The sequence below is a fragment of the Sphingobacterium sp. CZ-UAM genome, assembly GCF_002000245.1.
Taxonomy (GTDB): domain Bacteria; phylum Bacteroidota; class Bacteroidia; order Sphingobacteriales; family Sphingobacteriaceae; genus Sphingobacterium.
Genome location: NZ_MTCM01000004.1, coordinates 53448 through 71273, shown reverse-complemented (window position 1 = coordinate 71273; position 17826 = coordinate 53448). Strand labels below are relative to the sequence as shown.

Genomic DNA, 17826 nt, shown 5'->3' with positions numbered 1-17826 from the left:
CTTCAAATGCCTTATTTGAAATCTTTCGGATTCAATTGGGAAAATTTATGTTTATTATTCGTGTAAAAATCAATAACAATAGCCTTGCTATACTGTCCTGCCTGATTTTCTGTCGCCGTGTATTTCTTTCGTTTTCTAGCATTTTTAAAAATATTTAGGAAGAAATACTGATGCGCGCGGCTGACCGCCCAGGCATCTTTTGGTTTGCGATCTATTAGAAATTTCAGCAATGCAGCCAAATCAAACCAAAAACGTAATGAAATTATCCAAATTGCTTTACCCAAAGGTAAGTTCTTTTGCAACATAACCAGATTATTCCTGAAATTCAGGTAGGTCTTCTTCGGGTTGCTCGTGTTTAACGTGCCACCGCCTACATGATAAACCACAGATGTAGGACAGTAGCCTATAGCATAGCCCATCTTTTTCAGTCGCCAGCATAAATCAATTTCCTCCATATGAGCAAAAAAATCTTCATCTAGGCCATTGGCCTCTCTCCAGGCTTTTTGTCGGATAAAAAGCGCCGCTCCTGAGGCCCAAAAAATTTCGGATTCTTGATTGTACTGCCCCTGGTCTTCCTCGACCTCATGCAAAATCCTTCCTCTGCAAAAAGGGAAACCGAAATAGTCCAGATAGCCTCCGGCAGCGCCGGCATGCTCAAATTGCCCTTTGTTATGGTAGGATAAGATTTTGGGTTGTGCAGCTGCAATGCCGGGATTTCTTTCCATATAAGTAATCACAGGCTCTATCCAGTTTTGGCTAACTTCTACATCTGAATTTAACAGGACATAATAATCCGCATCTACGCGTTCCAGCACTTTATTATAACCACCTGCAAAACCATAATTCTTGTCGTTTTCAAGGATGGTAATGGTAGGATAGTACTGCTTGACAAACAGGATAGAATCGTCATCCGATGCATTGTCACCGATGACGAACTCGATATTTGGATAAGAACTGTTGTAGACGGAAGGTAAGAATTTCTCTAAGAAGAAACGACCATTCCAATTCAGGATGACAACAGCTACTTTTGGTAATTTACTCATTTTCTACGTTTCCTTTTCCAGCGATTATGTGACCAAAGCCAATATTCGGGATTTTCACGAATCATTTGCTCCGCAAAACGATTGTGCAAATCGGTTATTTCATGTTCAGCAAATTCGGAAGGGTCTTCCACTAGGGTGGAAAACTTACAGAAGTATTGTCCTCTTTTTGCTTCCCGTCCGATATAACAAAATACAACAGGGGCTTTACTTATTCTTGAAAGCCGCTCAGCTCCGGTATAAACCAATGTTTCCTGATTCAACCAATTGATAAAATAATCTGAATCCGAATATAGTGGGGTCTGATCCGCGACCAGCATGCTGACACTGGGCTGCCCTCTTAATTTTACAATATGCCTGAGAATTTGTTTCATTGGAATCATTTCCGCTCCAAAGCGGCCACGCATTGCATTGTATACCGTATCAATATCCTTGTTGTTTAATGGCTTGTATACAATTAATGTTGGAAAATCAGTGATCAAACTCAACCGGTGTATCCCCAATTCCCAGTTGGCATAATGTGAGGTTACCCCAATCACATTTTTTCCGGCAGCAAGATGGCGCGTGAGTTCCTCTTCATTGTCCAGCGTCATTTTCCGTTTGACTTCTTCGGCCGAAATCGTTTTTAGCTTAATGGATTCCACCAGTAAATCCGGAAAAAAGCGGTAGAATTTTTTTGCGATTACTAGTCTTTCAGCCTCTGTTTTTTCGGGAAAAGCGTTCTCTAAATTTTGAAATACAATATTCTTTCTATATCCTATAATGTAATAAAGGATATAATAAAGCCCATCGGAAATCAAATATAGAAACCAATAGGGGAGAAGAGAGATGATATAGATTAATGCGTTTAACGCTTTTTGTCTCATGCTATAGCTAAAATTCCCAGTTGTATTTTACAAATATCCTTAATTTAAGTTATTTTTGCGTCACTTATAACAAAAATCATCAGTTTTTATGGAATCGCAGTTTTTACTTCCAGCATGTTATCTTCCGCCGATCTCTTATTTTCATACCATTCAGGAGAATAATCTTCCTCTTGTTATTGAAAAATATGAACATTTTCAGAAACAGAGCTATCGTACACGGGCACGAATTGCCTCTGCCAATGGGGTACAGGACTTAATTGTTCCTATCCAACATGGAAACAAGGACCGCGTACCGATGAAAGATATCCGGATAAGTTATGAATTTGACTGGCAACGTTTGCATTGGCTAAGTATTCAGACAGCCTATAGAAGTTCTGCGTATTTTGAATTTTATGAAGATGATTTTAGTCGTTTTTATCAGGAAAAGTTCGATTATCTGTTAGATTTCAACGTCGCACAGCTGGAGCTGATACTAAAATCAATTAAGCTAAAAAGAACAGTTTCTTTTACCGAAGAATATGTGGCTAATGATTCGGATGCGATAGACTACCGGGAAATCATACACCCGAAAAAAGAGAGTATATTGATAGCCCCAAAAGAATATTATCAGGTGTTCTCGGACAAAAACGGGTTTTATCCGGATCTAAGTATTATCGATCTGCTGTTTAATCAGGGACCACAGTCCAAAAGCTATCTCTAAATTATTTTAGTTACCTTGAACATTCTGCGTTTAATATTGTTTTTATATTCAATATTAAACGCTTTTAAATGAAAAGACTTTTTCTTGTTTTTATTCTCCTTCCATTTTTTAGTATTGCTAGCTATGCCCAAGGGGGTGTGGATACGATACATTATCGGAAAGTTTATTATTGGGGAACAACCGGAATGGGATTTCCCATAGGCAAAACCAAAGATATCCTTTCTCCAAAATTTTCAGGCAGTATTGGGCTGGATATTTCCCTTAAAAACTCCATGTTTTTTGTGTCGCCCACCTTGTATACCCTGTCATTCAAATATAAACAGCGCTTACCTGACCCTGATTTTGCTTACCGTATTGAAGATGCTAATACAAACTTTTATACGTTGGCTTTTTCGGGAGGAGTGCGTAAGCAGATGCGACGTTTGAATGTTTATGGTTTTATAGGGCCTGGAATAGGGCTGACCAGTGAGCCTCGTGCGAATGTGATGGCCGATCAGAAACTGGTTAAGATGGAAAGTATAAATCGTTTTAACCTGTCCAGTAAACTAGGAGCCGGAGCGGATTATAAATTCAACGGATTTTTCCTTGGGCTGGAGTTAGGTTATCTGCATAATTTCAGTAAGATACAGGATACTCCGGTCAATATTTTTACAATAATGGTCGGTCTGAAATCAGATATCACGCAAATTGGTGATAAAGTCATCGATGTGATCGGGATAGACGGATCGATTAGCGGGAAAAAAGAAAAAAAATAATCTGATTATTTTAATACTCGGATGGTATCCCCGATATGAGCTTCTGCGTCGGAGCCCATTTTCTTAACTTTTTCAGTTTGTTCAACAGCAACGGCAAAAGCGGATGGAACAATACCTGCACCAAATTTGATGGCATAGAACTTAGTGAACTCCGCCCCAAAATAAAGTATTGCGGCGGAGTAGTAAATCCACAATAACATAATAATGATAGATCCTGCTGCACCATAAAAACTGGCGGTCGAAGAGAGGTTGAGGTAAAGTGAAATACCGTACCTGCCCAACATAAAGAGTAAGCCTGTGAAGATCGCTCCACCGAGCATATCTCGGAACTTTACTTTAGCATCGGGTAAAAACGAAAAGATAAATCCGAAAAGGATAACAATGACAGAAAACGTGATCCCGGTATTCACCCAGGAAATCAACGCAATTGGAATAATGGGAAAATAAGTCATAACCAGATTGGTGACCGCAACGATAACGCCATTGATCATCAATGATGCAATTAACAGGAATCCTAAAGCGATAACGATGGAGAAAGAAATCAGTCGATTGATAATCAATTTGAGCCAGCCCTTCTTGGGTTTAGGTTTTACTTTCCAGATATTATTTATGGAATCCTGAATATCAACAAACAACGTGGTGGAGGAAATAACCAGGGTAATAATACCCACCGTAATGCCTATATTGGATTTGTTCTCAAAAGTAATTTTTTGGAGATAAGATTGAATCTGCATCGTCACATCTTGGCCAAAAAGAACCATCACTTCATTCAGTACTTCATCTTGCGCGGAGGAACCGCTTTGGAGATGTTCACCATAAAAGAAACCGATACACCATATGACGATCATCAGCAACGGACCGATCGAGAAGATTGTATAATAGGCTAATGAAGCACTTTTTTTCATGCATTTGTCATCATTAAACCCGTTAAAGGCGTCCACCATGACCTGCCCAATATTTCTCCAGTATTCGAATGTAAATAAATCCCTTAGTGTAACGTGCTTCATAATCAGATTATCCGCTCCAATAATCGTGCAAATTGTTATTCCTGACTTTGTTCTGCATATAGTTTATCGATGGCAGCTTCGTTCTCTTTTAAAATAACTTTTCTTTTTAAACTCAATTTTGGGGTCAATTGACCTTCGTTTATCGTCCATTCTTTTGGCAGAAGTATAAACTTCTTGACAATTTCCCAATGGCCAAAGTTACCTGATAATCGGTTTATTTCCTCTTGATATTTTTGAATTACCTCAGGATTTTTGATAAGTTCTCCGTTAGAACTGGCGGATATTCCCTTTTGAGCCGTCCATTTGGAAAGGATATCAAAAGCCGGTACGATTAGAGCGCTTGGAAATTTGCGGTTTTCGCCTATAACCATTACCTGACCGATCAGGGTTGATTCCATTAATTTGTTTTCAATTGACTGCGGTGCGATGTATTTTCCGCCCGCTGTTTTAAACATCTCTTTCTTTCGGTCGGTGATTTTCAGGAAACCATCCGTCGTGATTTCGCCAATATCTCCGGTTTTGAAGAAGCCGTTTTCATCGAAAGCTTCTTTCGTTGCTTCCTCGTTTTGATAATAGCCTGTTGTGATACTAGGGCCTTTTACGAGTATTTCACCATCTGAGGCAATTTTTACTTCAAGGTTTTTAAGCGGTTTGCCGACTGTCCCGAATTTTAGCCCATTGGGTAGATAAGAATTCACGGCAATAACAGGGGAAGTTTCCGTTAACCCATAGCCTTCAAGGACTTTGAGGTCAGCAGCCCAAAATATACGTGCTAAACGCTCTTGAAGAGCAGCGCCACCGGATACGATAATCTTAATATTCCCGCCCAATGCTTCCTGCCATTTTGAAAAGATTAGTTTGCGGGCAATACCCAATTTAATAGAATAAAGAAGTCCATTTTTGCCAGGTTCCTGATATTTTAGTCCTAGATCAACAGCCCAGAAGAATAGCTTCTTTTTGATTCCGGTCAGTGCTTTACCTTTTTCTATGATCTTGTCATAGACCTTTTCCAGTACACGGGGTACGGTTGTAAAGACATCTGGTTTTACATCATTAATATCGTTAACCACATTATCCAGGGTTTCTGAGAAGTAAATTTGAATACCCTTTGAATAGTACATATACACAACCATGCGTTCGAAAATATGGCATAATGGAAGAAAACTAAGTGCAGTTTTGAAATCCTCACGTATCAGATAATTGCAGGCGGTGACATTGCTATAGACATTTTTATGGGATAGGTAAACACCTTTGGGACGCCCTGTGGTGCCCGAGGTATAAATCAAGGTCAATAGATCATCTTCGGTAACGCTATCGCGATGGGTGGACAGATCAGTCGTATCTTCTTTTCCACTTGCAATTAACTCGGTTAATGGAGCATGGTTTTCAATCTGGTCAAAGGTATATACCTGCGGTTGTATGCCATGTTCTTTGATCGCCTGCTCAATGCGGGCAGTCAAATCTATATTGCTGACAAACAATACTTTGACATCCGAATCGTTGACAATGAAGGAAAGATCTTGTGTAGATAATGTCGGATAGAGCGGAACTGTTGCAAGCCCAATTTGATTGCAGGCAAAATCAACCAGGTTCCATTCCGGTCTATTGCCGGACATTATTCCGACGCGGTCCCCTTTCTTAAGCTCCAGTTTTAATAGCGCCCGACTCAAGGAATCAATTGCATCTGTATATTCTTTGGTGGAGTAAGTTTTCCAGTTGCCACTGGAATCTCTGCCCGCTACCATAATGTCCTTTGCGTATTTTTCTTTATATATGGTTATAAAGTCAAAAATTCTGCCCATATCACGTGAGTTTATTTTGGTTATCACTATTGACTTAAATATAAAAAAAAATATCAGAATAAAGTTGGAGATATTGGGAATAATGTCATAACAAATTAAACATTGTGTCGTTATAGCTGTAATTGTTACTTTTGAAAGATATAAAGTAGTATATAAAGCGTTCAATTTTTATGAGAAAAATATTTTTGGCTATCGGTGGAATGCTGATGTTTGCTGCATTATCCAATAAAGCTGTAGCTCAGTTGGATAATAAAGGCGCTATTGGTGGGCGATTTGGTTCTGCGCAAGGGATTACTTACCGTCATACGCTCAATTCAAGCCATGCGTTGGAAGGTATTATGAGTATTCAAAGCAATTCTGATTTCCGCCGGTTTCGTGTTGTGGGATTGTATGAGATTTACAAACCTTTAGCGACTGGTCTAAATTGGTACTATGGTTTTGGTGGAAGTATCGGGTCGTACAAAGAAAAAGACAAAATTATAAATGGTCAACGTCAATCGTTTGATTCGCATCTGAATTTAAGTATAGACGGCATTGTCGGAATAGAGTATAATATTCCACAAGCCCCATTTCAGATTTCATTAGATGTAAAACCTTATTTTGATTTTCTGAATGAATCCAGCATCAAGATATTTGATCCTATTGGATTTTCGGTAAGATATAAGTTTTAAGAATATCGGGCTATCAATCTGTTTTTTCTGAAGTTGATAGCCCGATATCCGATTGTTAGTCGACAATGATATAGTTGTCCGAAACTAAACTATTGTAATATGCTGAAGTAATTTTACTGATTGCATTTAGTTTACTTTTTTCTATTTCGATTTCTCCTGAGATAATCATTCGTCTAAACTCCTTTTCATCAAATTCATCATTCATCAGCTTCTCGCGTATCCTGTTGATAAGTTGTTGGAAGCTGTCGTGACAGCGTCCGTTCAGATCTAAGCCTTGTAAAAATGTCGCAACTGCGGTGGCCCCTTCTTTGCTGGGGTCAGCTGCCCAAAGCAGATTCGCCTGACTGATGATGTTCTCACAATGATGTTTGCTATATTCTTTCCATAACTGTGTGAAAATGGCATCATAGCGTTCTAAACAGGGGGAATTGGCTAAATTTGGCATTAAAGAAAGCTGTGCAAATGCTTCAGGGTATTGTTGCGTATCTTTTAATAACGCCGCTTTTGTTAGTATTCTTTCACAATTCTGCTCGTAGTAACTCAATAATTTACTGATTCCTTCCTCCATCTCGCTTTTAAAAAGCTCATTTCTAAAATTGAGTCGATCTACGGCAACTGCGAATGCTATTGGTTCAGTTTTGCCTACTCCAGCCGTTGTGACGGCAAAGCTATGGAAAATCTGATCAGCTAAAAGATCATAGAGTTCAAACTGCAAATTGTATTTTATCATAACCTGTCCTCCGGTGGTTTGAATAGCTAGCTTGGTCGGATTGATAACAAGAAGAAATCTTGTCGCTTGGTCAGAAAAGTAGGTGGACACTTTTGTTTGTGCCTTGAACTTATTTTTCAAACTATTTATCGCGCCTTCGGTAGCGACAACATCAGATGAACGAAAGGCCGGTGTAAACTTAATCTCATCTTGTCCATGAACAAGATTACCCAATGTGCTGAGGACAATGAGTAGCAAGAAATGTTGAATTGCTTTCATAATCATTATTTTTGGCCGCAGATTAATTGGACATACCCCAAACCTTTGGTTACAATTTTTGTGTCTATATTAAAAGATGACTTCAAAAAGCGCTGTATATTTCTACCAAATGACCGTGCATCCAACGCACGTTGTCCTTCATACATTGGGATGCGGACCTGATCAAAAACTAATTTGTTGTCAGTGGCTTCCGCTGTTGAGAAGCGGTTTTTTACAGATTGACTCTGAATCCAGTCTTCGATTTGAAATGACAGTTCGTCACCATTGAAATCGCTTTCAAAATTGTATACCCAATTGTTATCGCGGCGGAATTCGACTTTAATTTCTCTTCCATTGGTAAACAGATCTTCAAAATGTACCATCAATCGCGCGTTAAAATTATCAATATGTTGGAGAACGGCTTCCTCTAAAAGCAAGGCTGTCTCCGATGCTACAGATGGCTCACCGGTACCTTCAGCCCCAGCGATCTGCTTATCGGTATATGCGTCCAGGCCGCGCATGACATAAGTGATCGAACGACGTGGACCTGACTGGTTGACAACCCACTGCAGTTCGATTAAAATATCAGCTTTTGCGGTATTGCGGACCTTATCGAAGAGAGATTCTGCTAAAGCTCCTTTTCCAGCTTGCTCACGATCTAAGCCTAAAGCAAGATCCTCGGCATTTGACCGGCCGATAGAAGAAAGTGTCTGGCTCAAGTCTTTTAAAGGAAATCCTCTGTCAACAAATAATGAATTGATCTTGGAGATCACGAGAAGTAATTCAGGGTTTTCGTCAAATGCTTTTCGATAGTCCGGTTCTCTTTCTTCTGTGCCAAAGTTGTCAACCGTATTATAATAGCCCTTGGAAAAACACCATTGCCGGGAAGGGACTACCATAATCGTAGGTTTTTTTGCCTGAGCGCAAACCTCAGCGCTCAGGCAGCATAGCGTTATTAAAAAAGCTAAAATTTTCATGGTTGATCGTTTAAAAACCGTGACTAAGTGATTTGATTACTCCCGCTTGTTCCAATTCCTTGCGCAAAGAAGCTTTTTGTACGGATACTACAAATCCGATCTTTAGCATTTTTCCTACACGCATCCGGTCATCAGCGTTAATCGAACCATCAGACGAAAGGGCAACAAAACTCCTGTATTTGCCATTTTCCTTAAAGAATGCGTTAAAATAGTCCTTGTGAACTTCTATTGCAGCGGGATCTGTAGCCAGGGGCCGCTGTAGATCAGACCACGGAATTCCGGTGAAAATAACCGCTTTTACAGCATTTCTTTTTGCATTTTCCAAGCAGGACTTTTCATTTTTACCATATGAGAAAACCTTGAAAAGGATAGTTCCCTCTAAGCCAGTTCGGACAAACTGTACCTCGTATTCGTCGTCTCTAAGTTCATTTTTGTTCTTTTGTCCGTATCCATTTAAATAGAAGACAACGAAAAACAATATTAAAATAGGGTATTTCATGATGTTTATTTTTGATCTGTTATTCTTTTAAATTCTGACCTTAAACTGGACGGAGACAGCGCAATTTCAAAGGCCATTTGATAAAAGGACTCCTTCTTTTTAACGGCAGTAGCAATCTTATCGAATTTTTGTTCGCTAATTTGCAAGATACCTTCTGTGCGGAGCAATTGACCGATATAGCGAGCCTCGTCTTCGCGGAATCTGTTGGCAAAGTCACCAGCACCGATCAAAGGTTTCATTTCGGTTCCACGGTCTATACCCTCATAAATCAGCTGCTTCAATAATAGGTAACCTGCATTTATCCGACACTCTTCATTGTTAGCGCCTTTGCCAAACACAATGAAGTGGATGACTCCGTCGGCATCGGTATGGCTTTTCCGGATCGCAAGATCCGTATAACTAGCCTCTGGTTTTACCATAGAAGCTTGGTTTTGACAACCTAATGCAAGGAAGATGCTGGCGCATACAATGCTGACTAATGGATGAAGTTTCATGTCCCTTATAAATTAAATAAACGGATGCCGATGGAATATACCTTAGATTTGAATTTCGGTGTATATTCAAACGATTGCTTGGTTTCGGAACCAGAATCATCCGAAGAATTTTTGCTCTTGAGCAAGCTGTTTAAATCAAAGAATACAGGGGTCAGCGAGTTATTAAATCTAACGCCAGCACGTAATTGAATTGTTTTGGATAGATTAATGCCAAAATCTGCACCATAGGTTAAACCTAATGTAAGACCAACGTTGGTTCCATAGAGCTCGGACATATTGTCGGAATTTAGCAGTATACCGTCTGTATTGACAACGTTACCATCTGACAATCCAAGGAAAGAGAAGCTTGGTCCTGCCAAAGGGATTAAGGATACGTGGTTATAGCTAAAGCTTTGACGGAATGTAATTGCTGTCGATACCGCATAGCCTTTAAAATAGCCATCTACGGGATTACCGTCCAATTCAACTGTTTTGGTTCGCAGTTTTGGATTGAAGCCCACGTCGACTGTCCAGCTCATACCCGGTAACCAGTTTGTTAATTTTTCAAAATTGGCAAAGTAGCCACTATATAAGCTTGCTGTGTCCGTGTTGTAATTAAATGACATGCTCCAGCGACGATCTTTGTCAACAGCACTTTCCAATAGCATACCTTTTTCTATTTTCTTTGTTGCGATTCGATAGAATGTCGATGGTTCGCTATTTCCCATCTTATTGCGGACACGGTTATCACCTACCCATTGCACTCTTACGTAGCCTACTTTTCGTTCTAATGGTTGTTTGGTTTTTTCATCTAGCACCTTTTCTGTTACTTGGTAAAGTTGATTGGGACGCAAATTTTCCTTTTTACCGATCTTCGCACGCAATGGGTGAGTGGTCAGAACAGAGGATAATATACTAAAGTCGTCGCCGGCAATAACTGAACCTAAGGAAGATCGCATGATTTTATCCAATGCCTCTTCCATCATTTGTGACTCCGATTTACGGCTAACGGTATAGTTTGTGGAATTGCTGTTTGAAAGGGTATTGAAAAAAGTGGTAACACTGGCACCTACTTTGTCTGTTGAGCTCACATCACTTACTTTTACGGAGAAAGACTGTGGAGAAACTTTGAGCGGAAAGTCGTATTCCATCAATTTGTCCATCATTTGTGTATTAGGTTTGTCGAAGTAAAATTCCTTCCAAAATGAGTCCGTCATAAACGTAGAGTCAAGATCTAACTGATAGAGGTAACCTGTTCCCGTATAGGTTCGTTCATTGGATTGCAATTGTGAGTTGTAATAGCTGGTTAGACTACTCGGTTTAATAATTAAAAAATAGATGTTCTGCATCAGCTTTACGCCGGCATCTTTTAGGATATTAATTCCTCGAGCTGCATTTTGCGCCATGTGATAATCCGCGTCTGTAGCGTTGTACAATCCTCGTTCTTCGACCAGGTTAGTGGTCATGAAGCCTAGTTTCTCATCAACTAAGATGCTACGTAGAATTCGGTTGGGGATCCGGTTAGCTCTAATTTGGGCACGAATGTCCGATTCAGTGATATTTTCGGCACTTGAGAAATTTTGATTCATACCGATTGCCGTCAGGCCAATATTGTTTTCATCAAATTGTGTAGGAACGGCGAGATTGTCAAAATAATCTGACGAGATGGGCCGGTCATCATTGTATTTTATCATCATTACAGTGAGGCTCTTCCGACTAAAAGATTGAGCGTTGACAGGTTGAATAGTGGCTACACAAGTGGTGATTGTTGCCAACAGGATTTTGGTTAATGTAGACGTTTTCATAAGGTCGATGTTAGTTATTTAATAAACCAGAACTGTTATCTGTCGATTTCAAACCTTAGGTGTGGGCCCAATACTAAGGATGGAATTCTACAATTTTCTCTTTCATAGTAACAATCCGTCTCTTTAATTTAGACGATGGATACTTGGCTATTAGTATCAAAATTGTTTAGTAAAATTATTGATAACTGTTTTTCGATAAAATACCTAGTAGTAGCTATTTTTTAAATTTTTGTTTTTACCTAAAAGATTGATTTTTTTTGTTACTCTTTTGTTTTAGAGGGTTTTGTGTGTTTTTTTACGTTTATGTACTCATTCCGCGCCAAAATAGTAATTGTTAAGTGTGACGGAACTAGCCTGTTTTTAGGGGGACAGGAGCAGTTTGACTGGACAATTTTTGAGGTTAAAATAATAAAAGAAAGACAGGATAGCTGCTTGTTAGCTATCCTGTCTTTTTTACCTATTTTTCAGGCAGATTTATGGATCTTTTTTCAGTCTAAGCCATCCAGATTTTTCCTAGGAGCTCTTGCAGGAACGTTTGGTCTTTAAGTGGACGGATTTCATGGATCTTCTTGTTATTTGGTCTGATCTCAACGGGTATTTCTCGTACCAAGCCGTCTCTTGCAATCAGGAAATTCAATATTTCTCCTTCCGTAGCATGTTGGATGATAAAATCGATCTCTTTGTCTTTGGGATCCAATCTGACGTTATTTATAGCAATTAATTCATCCCTGACATTTAGCCCCGCATCGTAGGCACCCGTTCCTTTTTCAACGGTCGCAACACTGATGATACCCTCCACTTTGTTGGTGGTGATGCCCAGCGTTAAACTGTCGTTATCTTTATTGATATCAACGATTTCATAGCCTACCAAGTTAAAATACGCATTGTAATCGAGTTCGCCGTCCTGATGCGCAGCTTGGAATATATCATCCAGAGAAGTGCCCGCAATATGCTCCGCTAAGCTCTGAAATTCTTTCTCTTCAAAACCGCGGTCAAGCTTTAAGAAAAATTCTTCATAGGCAGCACGGATGATGTCGTCCAATTTGACTTTTCCCTCTGTAGCAGCAATTACTTTGATATCTAACAGTGCGGTAAGCATGGCGCCTTTGTTATAGTAGGAGATAGCCGAATTAATGGCATTTTCATCCGGTCTATAATATTTGATCCAGGTGTCAAAGCTCGAAGCAGCCGCAGACTGTATCTCATGCCCCGGACGGTTCAGTACAATATTGAAATCATTGGCCAATAATGAAAGGTATTCCTTTTCATCGTAGAAGCCACAGCGCTTGATGATTAGATTGTCATAATAAGAGGTAAAGCCCTCCATGATCCACAAGCCTGTAGTATAGTTTTCTGCGTCATAGTCAAAGGGACCTAATGCCTTGGGACGAAGCCGCTTTACATTCCACAGGTGAAAATATTCATGGGCGACCAGGCTCAGGTATGTTTTGTAACTATGTTCATTGCGATAAGCATTTCTCGAAGCTCCTAACACGGTTGAATTAAGGTGTTCAAGCCCACCACCACCGGATTGATAATTATGCGTGATGATGACGTAACGTTTATTGGGATTTGATCCCCAAATACGGGTTTCTTCTTCCACAATACGAGTAATATCCTTTGTAAGACGTTCTTTATCATAGCAACCGCCACCAACCATAGCGCATTCATGTTCTACACCAGCAGCCTGAAACTTCCAGATATCCTGGTTGCCTACTTCAATCGGGCTGTCGTATAAAACGTCAAAGTTTGGCGCATGAAAAGTATGTTGCGTCAAGCGTTCAAGTCCCGTGGATATACTCTTCCAGTTTTCTTTCGGTACAATAGCGATCGTGGAAGGGATATGAAGAGAACCTTCAAGGTATAGAAATGTTGCTGTTGGGACTATAAATGCATGATCACTGTCGAAAAAATTTGTACGGACAGAGACTTCGAAGCCATATACTGAATAGTGTACATCGATCTGATCCAAGGTATTCGTCGTCACACGCCAGGTATTCTTTGATATTTTGCTGAAAGGAACAGGATTTCCATCTGTGTCAACAGGTTTAAATCGCTCTACATTTTTTGCATATTCACGAATCAAATAGGAACCTGGTGACCAAACGGGCATTTTTAGATCAACATAAGGTTGGTTGAGTTTTTTTAGGCTCATCTTCACGTTAATGTAATGAGCTTGTACTTCTGGAAATGATACCTCAAAATTTATTGTGGGTACATTTAAATGGTCACTATCCATGAAAAATAATTTTAGTATGCGCTTACAAAATTAAAAGTATCTTATGCTTAAATCAAACAAAAAAATGTTTTGTTGGTTCTTCAATAGTTCATTAAACCCGTTGAACTTTGATTGATTCAAAAAGTTTCATTGGATTGGCCGGATGCTACATAAGAAATCCAAGATACATATTTTCTTTAAGAATCGTCATTTCAGTTTGGAGGTAATTTTTGTATATTTGATACACTAGTTTATAAGGGGAAAATAATCAAAGAATTTGTATGATCTTAGTTGTTGATAGTGGCTCGTCAAAGTCAGATTGGAAATTGGAATTGCCTGATAGTGCTCCAATTTCGTTCAGTACTAATGGACTCAATCCTTTTTTTGTTAATGAAAAAGAAATCACACGCGTTATTAAAGAAATACCTGAAATAATACCCTATGCTGATGAGGTAACGGAGCTTTATTTTTTTGGAGCGGGCTGTATTACCCCAGACCGTCGTGAAATGGTTTCAAATGCGTTGACCCCTTTATTTGAAAATGCATATATCGCAGTAGAGAATGATCTGTTTGGTAGCGCGCTAGCAACCTGTGGTAATAAGAAAGGCTATGTAGCTACACTGGGTACAGGGTCGGATCTGAGCTTTTTTGATGGAGAAGAGCTTATGCCTTCCCACAATGGAAATGGCTATGTGCTGGGAGACGAGGGTTCTGGCGCCTATTTCGGTAAAAAGCTTCTACGTTTATTTCTATACGGGCGTATGCCGAAAGATCTAAACGAGAAATTCGCCGTTAAATACCGGATAAATAAAGAGGTGGTTATAAAAAATGTCTATCAGAAAGAACGTCCGAATGCTTTTTTAGCCTCTTTTGCGCCGTTTATGTCTGATAATATTACCCATCCATTTATTATTGACCTAGTAAAAAGTGGTTTCGAAGAGTTCGTTCAGGCGTCTATTTTGACTTATGCCGATTATACACAGTATGAATGCCATTTTGTAGGTTCTATTGCGTACAGTTTTGATTTATTATTGCGTGAAGTGTGTGAAACACATCAGATCAAGGTCGGAACAATACTAAAATCACCTATTAACGAACTGTTCAATGCAGTATTGGAAAGAGAGAGTAACTCATTGTTAAGTCTATAAAATTAAATAAATATGATTGTTGCAACTATTATGGTGTATATGTCAATGTTATTTGGCAATCCCGACATTTATAATTTCACTTTTAAGACGCTGGAAGGGCAAGAGGTGAAGATGTCCGATTTTAAAGGAAAGAAGATATTGATCGTCAATACAGCTTCTAAATGTGGTTTTACGAAACAGTATAAGGATCTTGAAGAACTCCACAAGACATTTGGCGATAAATTGGTGATCATCGGCTTTCCGGCAAACAACTTTGGACAACAGGAACCGGGATCTAATACGGAGATTCAAGAATTCTGTGAACGGAACTACGGTGTAGACTTTTTAATGGCTGAAAAAGTGGAAGTCAAAGGAGATCAAATTTCCCCATTATTTAAATATCTGACCACACAGGATAATCCTGATTTTACAGGAGAAATTAAATGGAACTTTGAAAAATTCCTGATCGACGAAAATGGTAAATTGGTGCATCGTTTTCGATCGGCTACAAATCCGTTAGACCCAGCGATTGTAAACTGGGCGGGAAATAAAAAATAAATCAGTTAAGACTCAAAATATGATACCCTCAAAAAGTTCGCTACTATTTGGGGGTATTTTTATGGGTGAAAGACAGCGGGATGATTCTCATTGTGCTCCAACTGTTCTGCTTATCAAGCCTTTTTTCCTAGTTGGAAAATAAAAATTGTGAAACTTTTTTACTGAATTTTCACCTATTTTAGGTACGTGTCATATAAGGCACGGATACAGTCTTTCAATAGCGGATTAAACTCTTCACTATCAGGTATGTTGCAGCCATTTGTGATTACGACAAATCCATATTTTTTCTTCGGATTGAAAAACATTGCACTGTATAAACCATAAGCAGAACCTGTATGTCCCGTTAATGTAATTCCCGGAATGACCGTATCTTCATTCATCATGGCCAGACCATATCCTGAATCGCTGTTAACAGTTGTTTGCATAATCTTCGCATACTTTTTATCCATTATTTTCTTCCCGTTTCCCATTCCATAGTTCATATGCATGAGCATATATTTTGCAAGATCGAGTGCTGATATTTTCATTCCGCCGGTCGGGGAAAGTGTAGGCGTTGTATACCCCAACTGATAAGCTGCAAGTTCATCCCTTCTAGGGGCATAGGCATTTTGTTCCTCTATAAAATTGGCTTTATCGTCAAATGAATATAAAGGGACTAACTTGGTCTGATCCAGCGAATCAATACAATATCCGCCATAAAGATGCAATGGCTTGAGAATATTTTTGGAAATATAATTATCAAAACGCGTCTGTGTCAGCTTCTCCAATACGGCCCCTGCCATATTAAAATTTAGATTGCAATATTGATATTGGCTGCCTGGTGCATAATTGTTGTATGAATCTTTCCAGCCTGGATTTTTGGATGGGTTGATTACATCCATATTAAAATAGCCGTTTTTATCATTGATGCTGGAAGTATGGGAAAGTACCATCCGAAGGGTAATTTTTGCTTCGGGATAGTTTGGATTTCTAATTGGAAAACCGATAAGATCGCCGAAATCATCGTCTAGCGAACAGCGACCCTGTTTTAGAAGTTGCATAAAAGAGGTCGCGGTAAACGACTTCGATATGGAAGCGATTCGGAAAATATCGTTGTCCTGTAAGGTGGTTTTGTCTTTTATGTTTTTGTAACCGTAGTTATTATGAAAGTCAATCTGGTTGTTTTTGACAAGTACCACACTCAATCCTACTGCTTGATAGCGTTGCATAATTGCCAGCAATCTTTGATCGATTTCTGAAGCCTGCTGCCCAAATGATAGTATAGGGAGCAAGAATGTTAATAGGAGGAAGGAAATGAAAGTCTTTTTCATGATGTGTAAGCGAAAAAATAAACAGGGCTAGCTTTAACTTTTATTGAATTTAAGATATTCTTTTTGAATACACTGAATAAATTCCCCAAGAGCACTATTCTTGCTTTTTATATTCGAAACAAGGATAACCTCCGTTTTGCTATCGATGTCACCAAGATTCAGCATTTTCAATTTTAGATGTGGATACTGTTTAATCGTCGATGCTGGAACCACAGCCAGGCCTAATCCCTGAGCAACCAGTTCTAGGATAGAGGACATGGAATTACTTTGATGCACAATCTTGGGTTCGAACCCCATACGATTGCAGGTGTTGATCGTTAATCGATGGTATTCAGAAGCATATTTTTGATTGAATGAAATAAAATTTTCATTGAAAAAATTGATGTTGTTAAAGTCCACAGTCGTGGATCCCACAATAACCATAGGGTCTTCAAACAGGGGGGTGATAAGAAGTTCGCTTGCGTAAATAGGCGCGCGCATAATTCCGAGATCCAGTTTTCCATTTTCCAATGCTGCTTTCTGTTTTTGAGTCGATGTTTCAAACAAACTGACCCGTAGGTAAGGGAATTTTTGCTGAATCTGTTTCAATACTGTTGCCAACATCTGTTTTGGTGTGGAACTGATATAACCTAGTTTAAATTCCCCTGAAATATTGTTATGGATCTGTTTTGTGATTGTTTTGCTATGCTCTAAATTTTGAAGGATTTCGATGACCTCTTCCAAAAAGTATTTACCGGCTTCGGTCAGTTCTACTCTTTTGTTGGTCCTAAAAAATAGAATAACACCCAGCTCATCTTCAAGATCCTTGATTTGTCTGCTTAGAGGGGGTTGGGACATAAATAACCGCTCAGCAGCCCTTCCGAAATGAAGTTCCTCAGCCACTGTTTTGAAATAAATAAGATGTCGGATTTCCATTGATACTTTTTTGGTATGAATCGATGACAAAATAAATATTTTTAATGAATTTGGGTTAACCTTACCTTTAAATAATTAAAATTTATAGGCGATACTCCTGTCAGAATGCAAACAGCGCCAATGAAAATAACTTGGA

General features: G+C 39.1%; 17 protein-coding genes. 5 read left to right on the top strand and 12 right to left on the bottom strand.

Going from position 1 to position 17826, the window contains the following annotated elements; genetic code table 11:
- Positions 1–11 precede the first annotated feature (11 nt).
- On the bottom strand, positions 12–1043 hold the full coding sequence (locus BWD42_RS16180; protein WP_077437451.1) for a glycosyltransferase family 2 protein: 1032 nt from the start codon (positions 1041–1043) through the stop codon (positions 12–14).
- Positions 1040–1906: a lysophospholipid acyltransferase family protein gene (locus BWD42_RS16175; RefSeq protein WP_077437450.1), complete on the bottom strand. Its 867-nt coding sequence runs from the start codon at positions 1904–1906 to the stop codon at positions 1040–1042. The genes BWD42_RS16180 and BWD42_RS16175 overlap by 4 nt, the downstream gene beginning before the upstream one ends.
- Before the next feature lie 88 nt (positions 1907–1994).
- Here BWD42_RS16175 and BWD42_RS16170 point away from each other — a divergent pair, with 88 nt between their 5' ends.
- A complete protein-coding gene (locus BWD42_RS16170) occupies positions 1995–2606 on the top strand; it encodes a WbqC family protein (RefSeq protein ID WP_077437449.1) in 612 nt (203 codons plus the stop codon).
- Positions 2607–2674: 68 nt separating this feature from the next.
- Complete coding sequence (locus BWD42_RS16165; RefSeq protein WP_077437448.1) at positions 2675–3361, top strand: outer membrane beta-barrel protein; 687 nt, start codon at positions 2675–2677, stop codon at positions 3359–3361.
- A gap of 5 nt (positions 3362–3366) precedes the next feature.
- On the opposite strand, the gene BWD42_RS16160 is transcribed toward BWD42_RS16165, so the two are convergent.
- Both BWD42_RS16160 and BWD42_RS16155 read right to left on the bottom strand, forming a co-directional pair.
- Complete coding sequence (locus BWD42_RS16160; protein ID WP_077437447.1) at positions 3367–4368, bottom strand: YihY/virulence factor BrkB family protein; 1002 nt, start codon at positions 4366–4368, stop codon at positions 3367–3369.
- A 35-nt stretch (positions 4369–4403) separates the two neighbouring features.
- Positions 4404–6170 (bottom strand): AMP-dependent synthetase/ligase, encoded by a 1767-nt coding sequence (locus BWD42_RS16155; protein WP_077437446.1) that lies wholly within the window; start codon positions 6168–6170, stop codon positions 4404–4406.
- Positions 6171–6340: 170 nt separating this feature from the next.
- On the opposite strand from BWD42_RS16155, the gene BWD42_RS16150 reads away from it, so the two are divergent.
- Complete coding sequence (locus tag BWD42_RS16150; RefSeq protein WP_077437445.1) at positions 6341–6841, top strand: hypothetical protein; 501 nt, start codon at positions 6341–6343, stop codon at positions 6839–6841.
- 55 nt (positions 6842–6896) lie between these two features.
- Here BWD42_RS16150 and BWD42_RS16145 read toward each other — a convergent pair whose 3' ends face one another.
- From BWD42_RS16145 to BWD42_RS16120, 6 genes are all read right to left on the bottom strand, one after another.
- Positions 6897–7829, bottom strand: a complete 933-nt coding sequence (locus BWD42_RS16145) for a hypothetical protein (RefSeq protein ID WP_139351192.1) — start codon at positions 7827–7829, stop codon at positions 6897–6899.
- A gap of 5 nt (positions 7830–7834) precedes the next feature.
- Positions 7835–8785, bottom strand: a complete 951-nt coding sequence (locus BWD42_RS16140; protein WP_077437443.1) for a DUF6175 family protein — start codon at positions 8783–8785, stop codon at positions 7835–7837.
- A gap of 10 nt (positions 8786–8795) precedes the next feature.
- On the bottom strand, positions 8796–9284 hold the full coding sequence (locus BWD42_RS16135; protein WP_077437442.1) for a hypothetical protein: 489 nt from the start codon (positions 9282–9284) through the stop codon (positions 8796–8798).
- Positions 9285–9289: 5 nt separating this feature from the next.
- On the bottom strand, positions 9290–9778 hold the full coding sequence (locus tag BWD42_RS16130; protein ID WP_077437441.1) for a hypothetical protein: 489 nt from the start codon (positions 9776–9778) through the stop codon (positions 9290–9292).
- Between the two features lie 5 nt (positions 9779–9783).
- The gene (locus BWD42_RS16125; protein WP_139351191.1) at positions 9784–11562 is read right to left on the bottom strand and encodes a hypothetical protein; all 1779 of its coding nucleotides are present in this window, start codon (positions 11560–11562) and stop codon (positions 9784–9786) included.
- Positions 11563–12055: 493 nt separating this feature from the next.
- Positions 12056–13801: a M61 family metallopeptidase gene (locus BWD42_RS16120; protein WP_077437439.1), complete on the bottom strand. Its 1746-nt coding sequence runs from the start codon at positions 13799–13801 to the stop codon at positions 12056–12058.
- 260 nt (positions 13802–14061) lie between these two features.
- On the opposite strand from BWD42_RS16120, the gene BWD42_RS16115 reads away from it, so the two are divergent.
- Positions 14062–14928, top strand: a complete 867-nt coding sequence (locus BWD42_RS16115; protein WP_077437438.1) for an N-acetylglucosamine kinase — start codon at positions 14062–14064, stop codon at positions 14926–14928.
- A gap of 12 nt (positions 14929–14940) precedes the next feature.
- Positions 14941–15465, top strand: a complete 525-nt coding sequence (locus BWD42_RS16110; protein ID WP_077437437.1) for a glutathione peroxidase — start codon at positions 14941–14943, stop codon at positions 15463–15465.
- A 173-nt stretch (positions 15466–15638) separates the two neighbouring features.
- Here the strand turns inward: BWD42_RS16110 and BWD42_RS16105 are convergent, their stop codons facing one another.
- Together BWD42_RS16105 and BWD42_RS16100 are read right to left on the bottom strand one after the other, a co-directional pair.
- Positions 15639–16775: a serine hydrolase domain-containing protein gene (locus BWD42_RS16105; RefSeq protein ID WP_077437436.1), complete on the bottom strand. Its 1137-nt coding sequence runs from the start codon at positions 16773–16775 to the stop codon at positions 15639–15641.
- 33 nt (positions 16776–16808) lie between these two features.
- Positions 16809–17690, bottom strand: a complete 882-nt coding sequence (locus BWD42_RS16100; protein ID WP_077437435.1) for a LysR family transcriptional regulator — start codon at positions 17688–17690, stop codon at positions 16809–16811.
- Between the last annotated feature and the right edge of the window lie 136 nt (positions 17691–17826).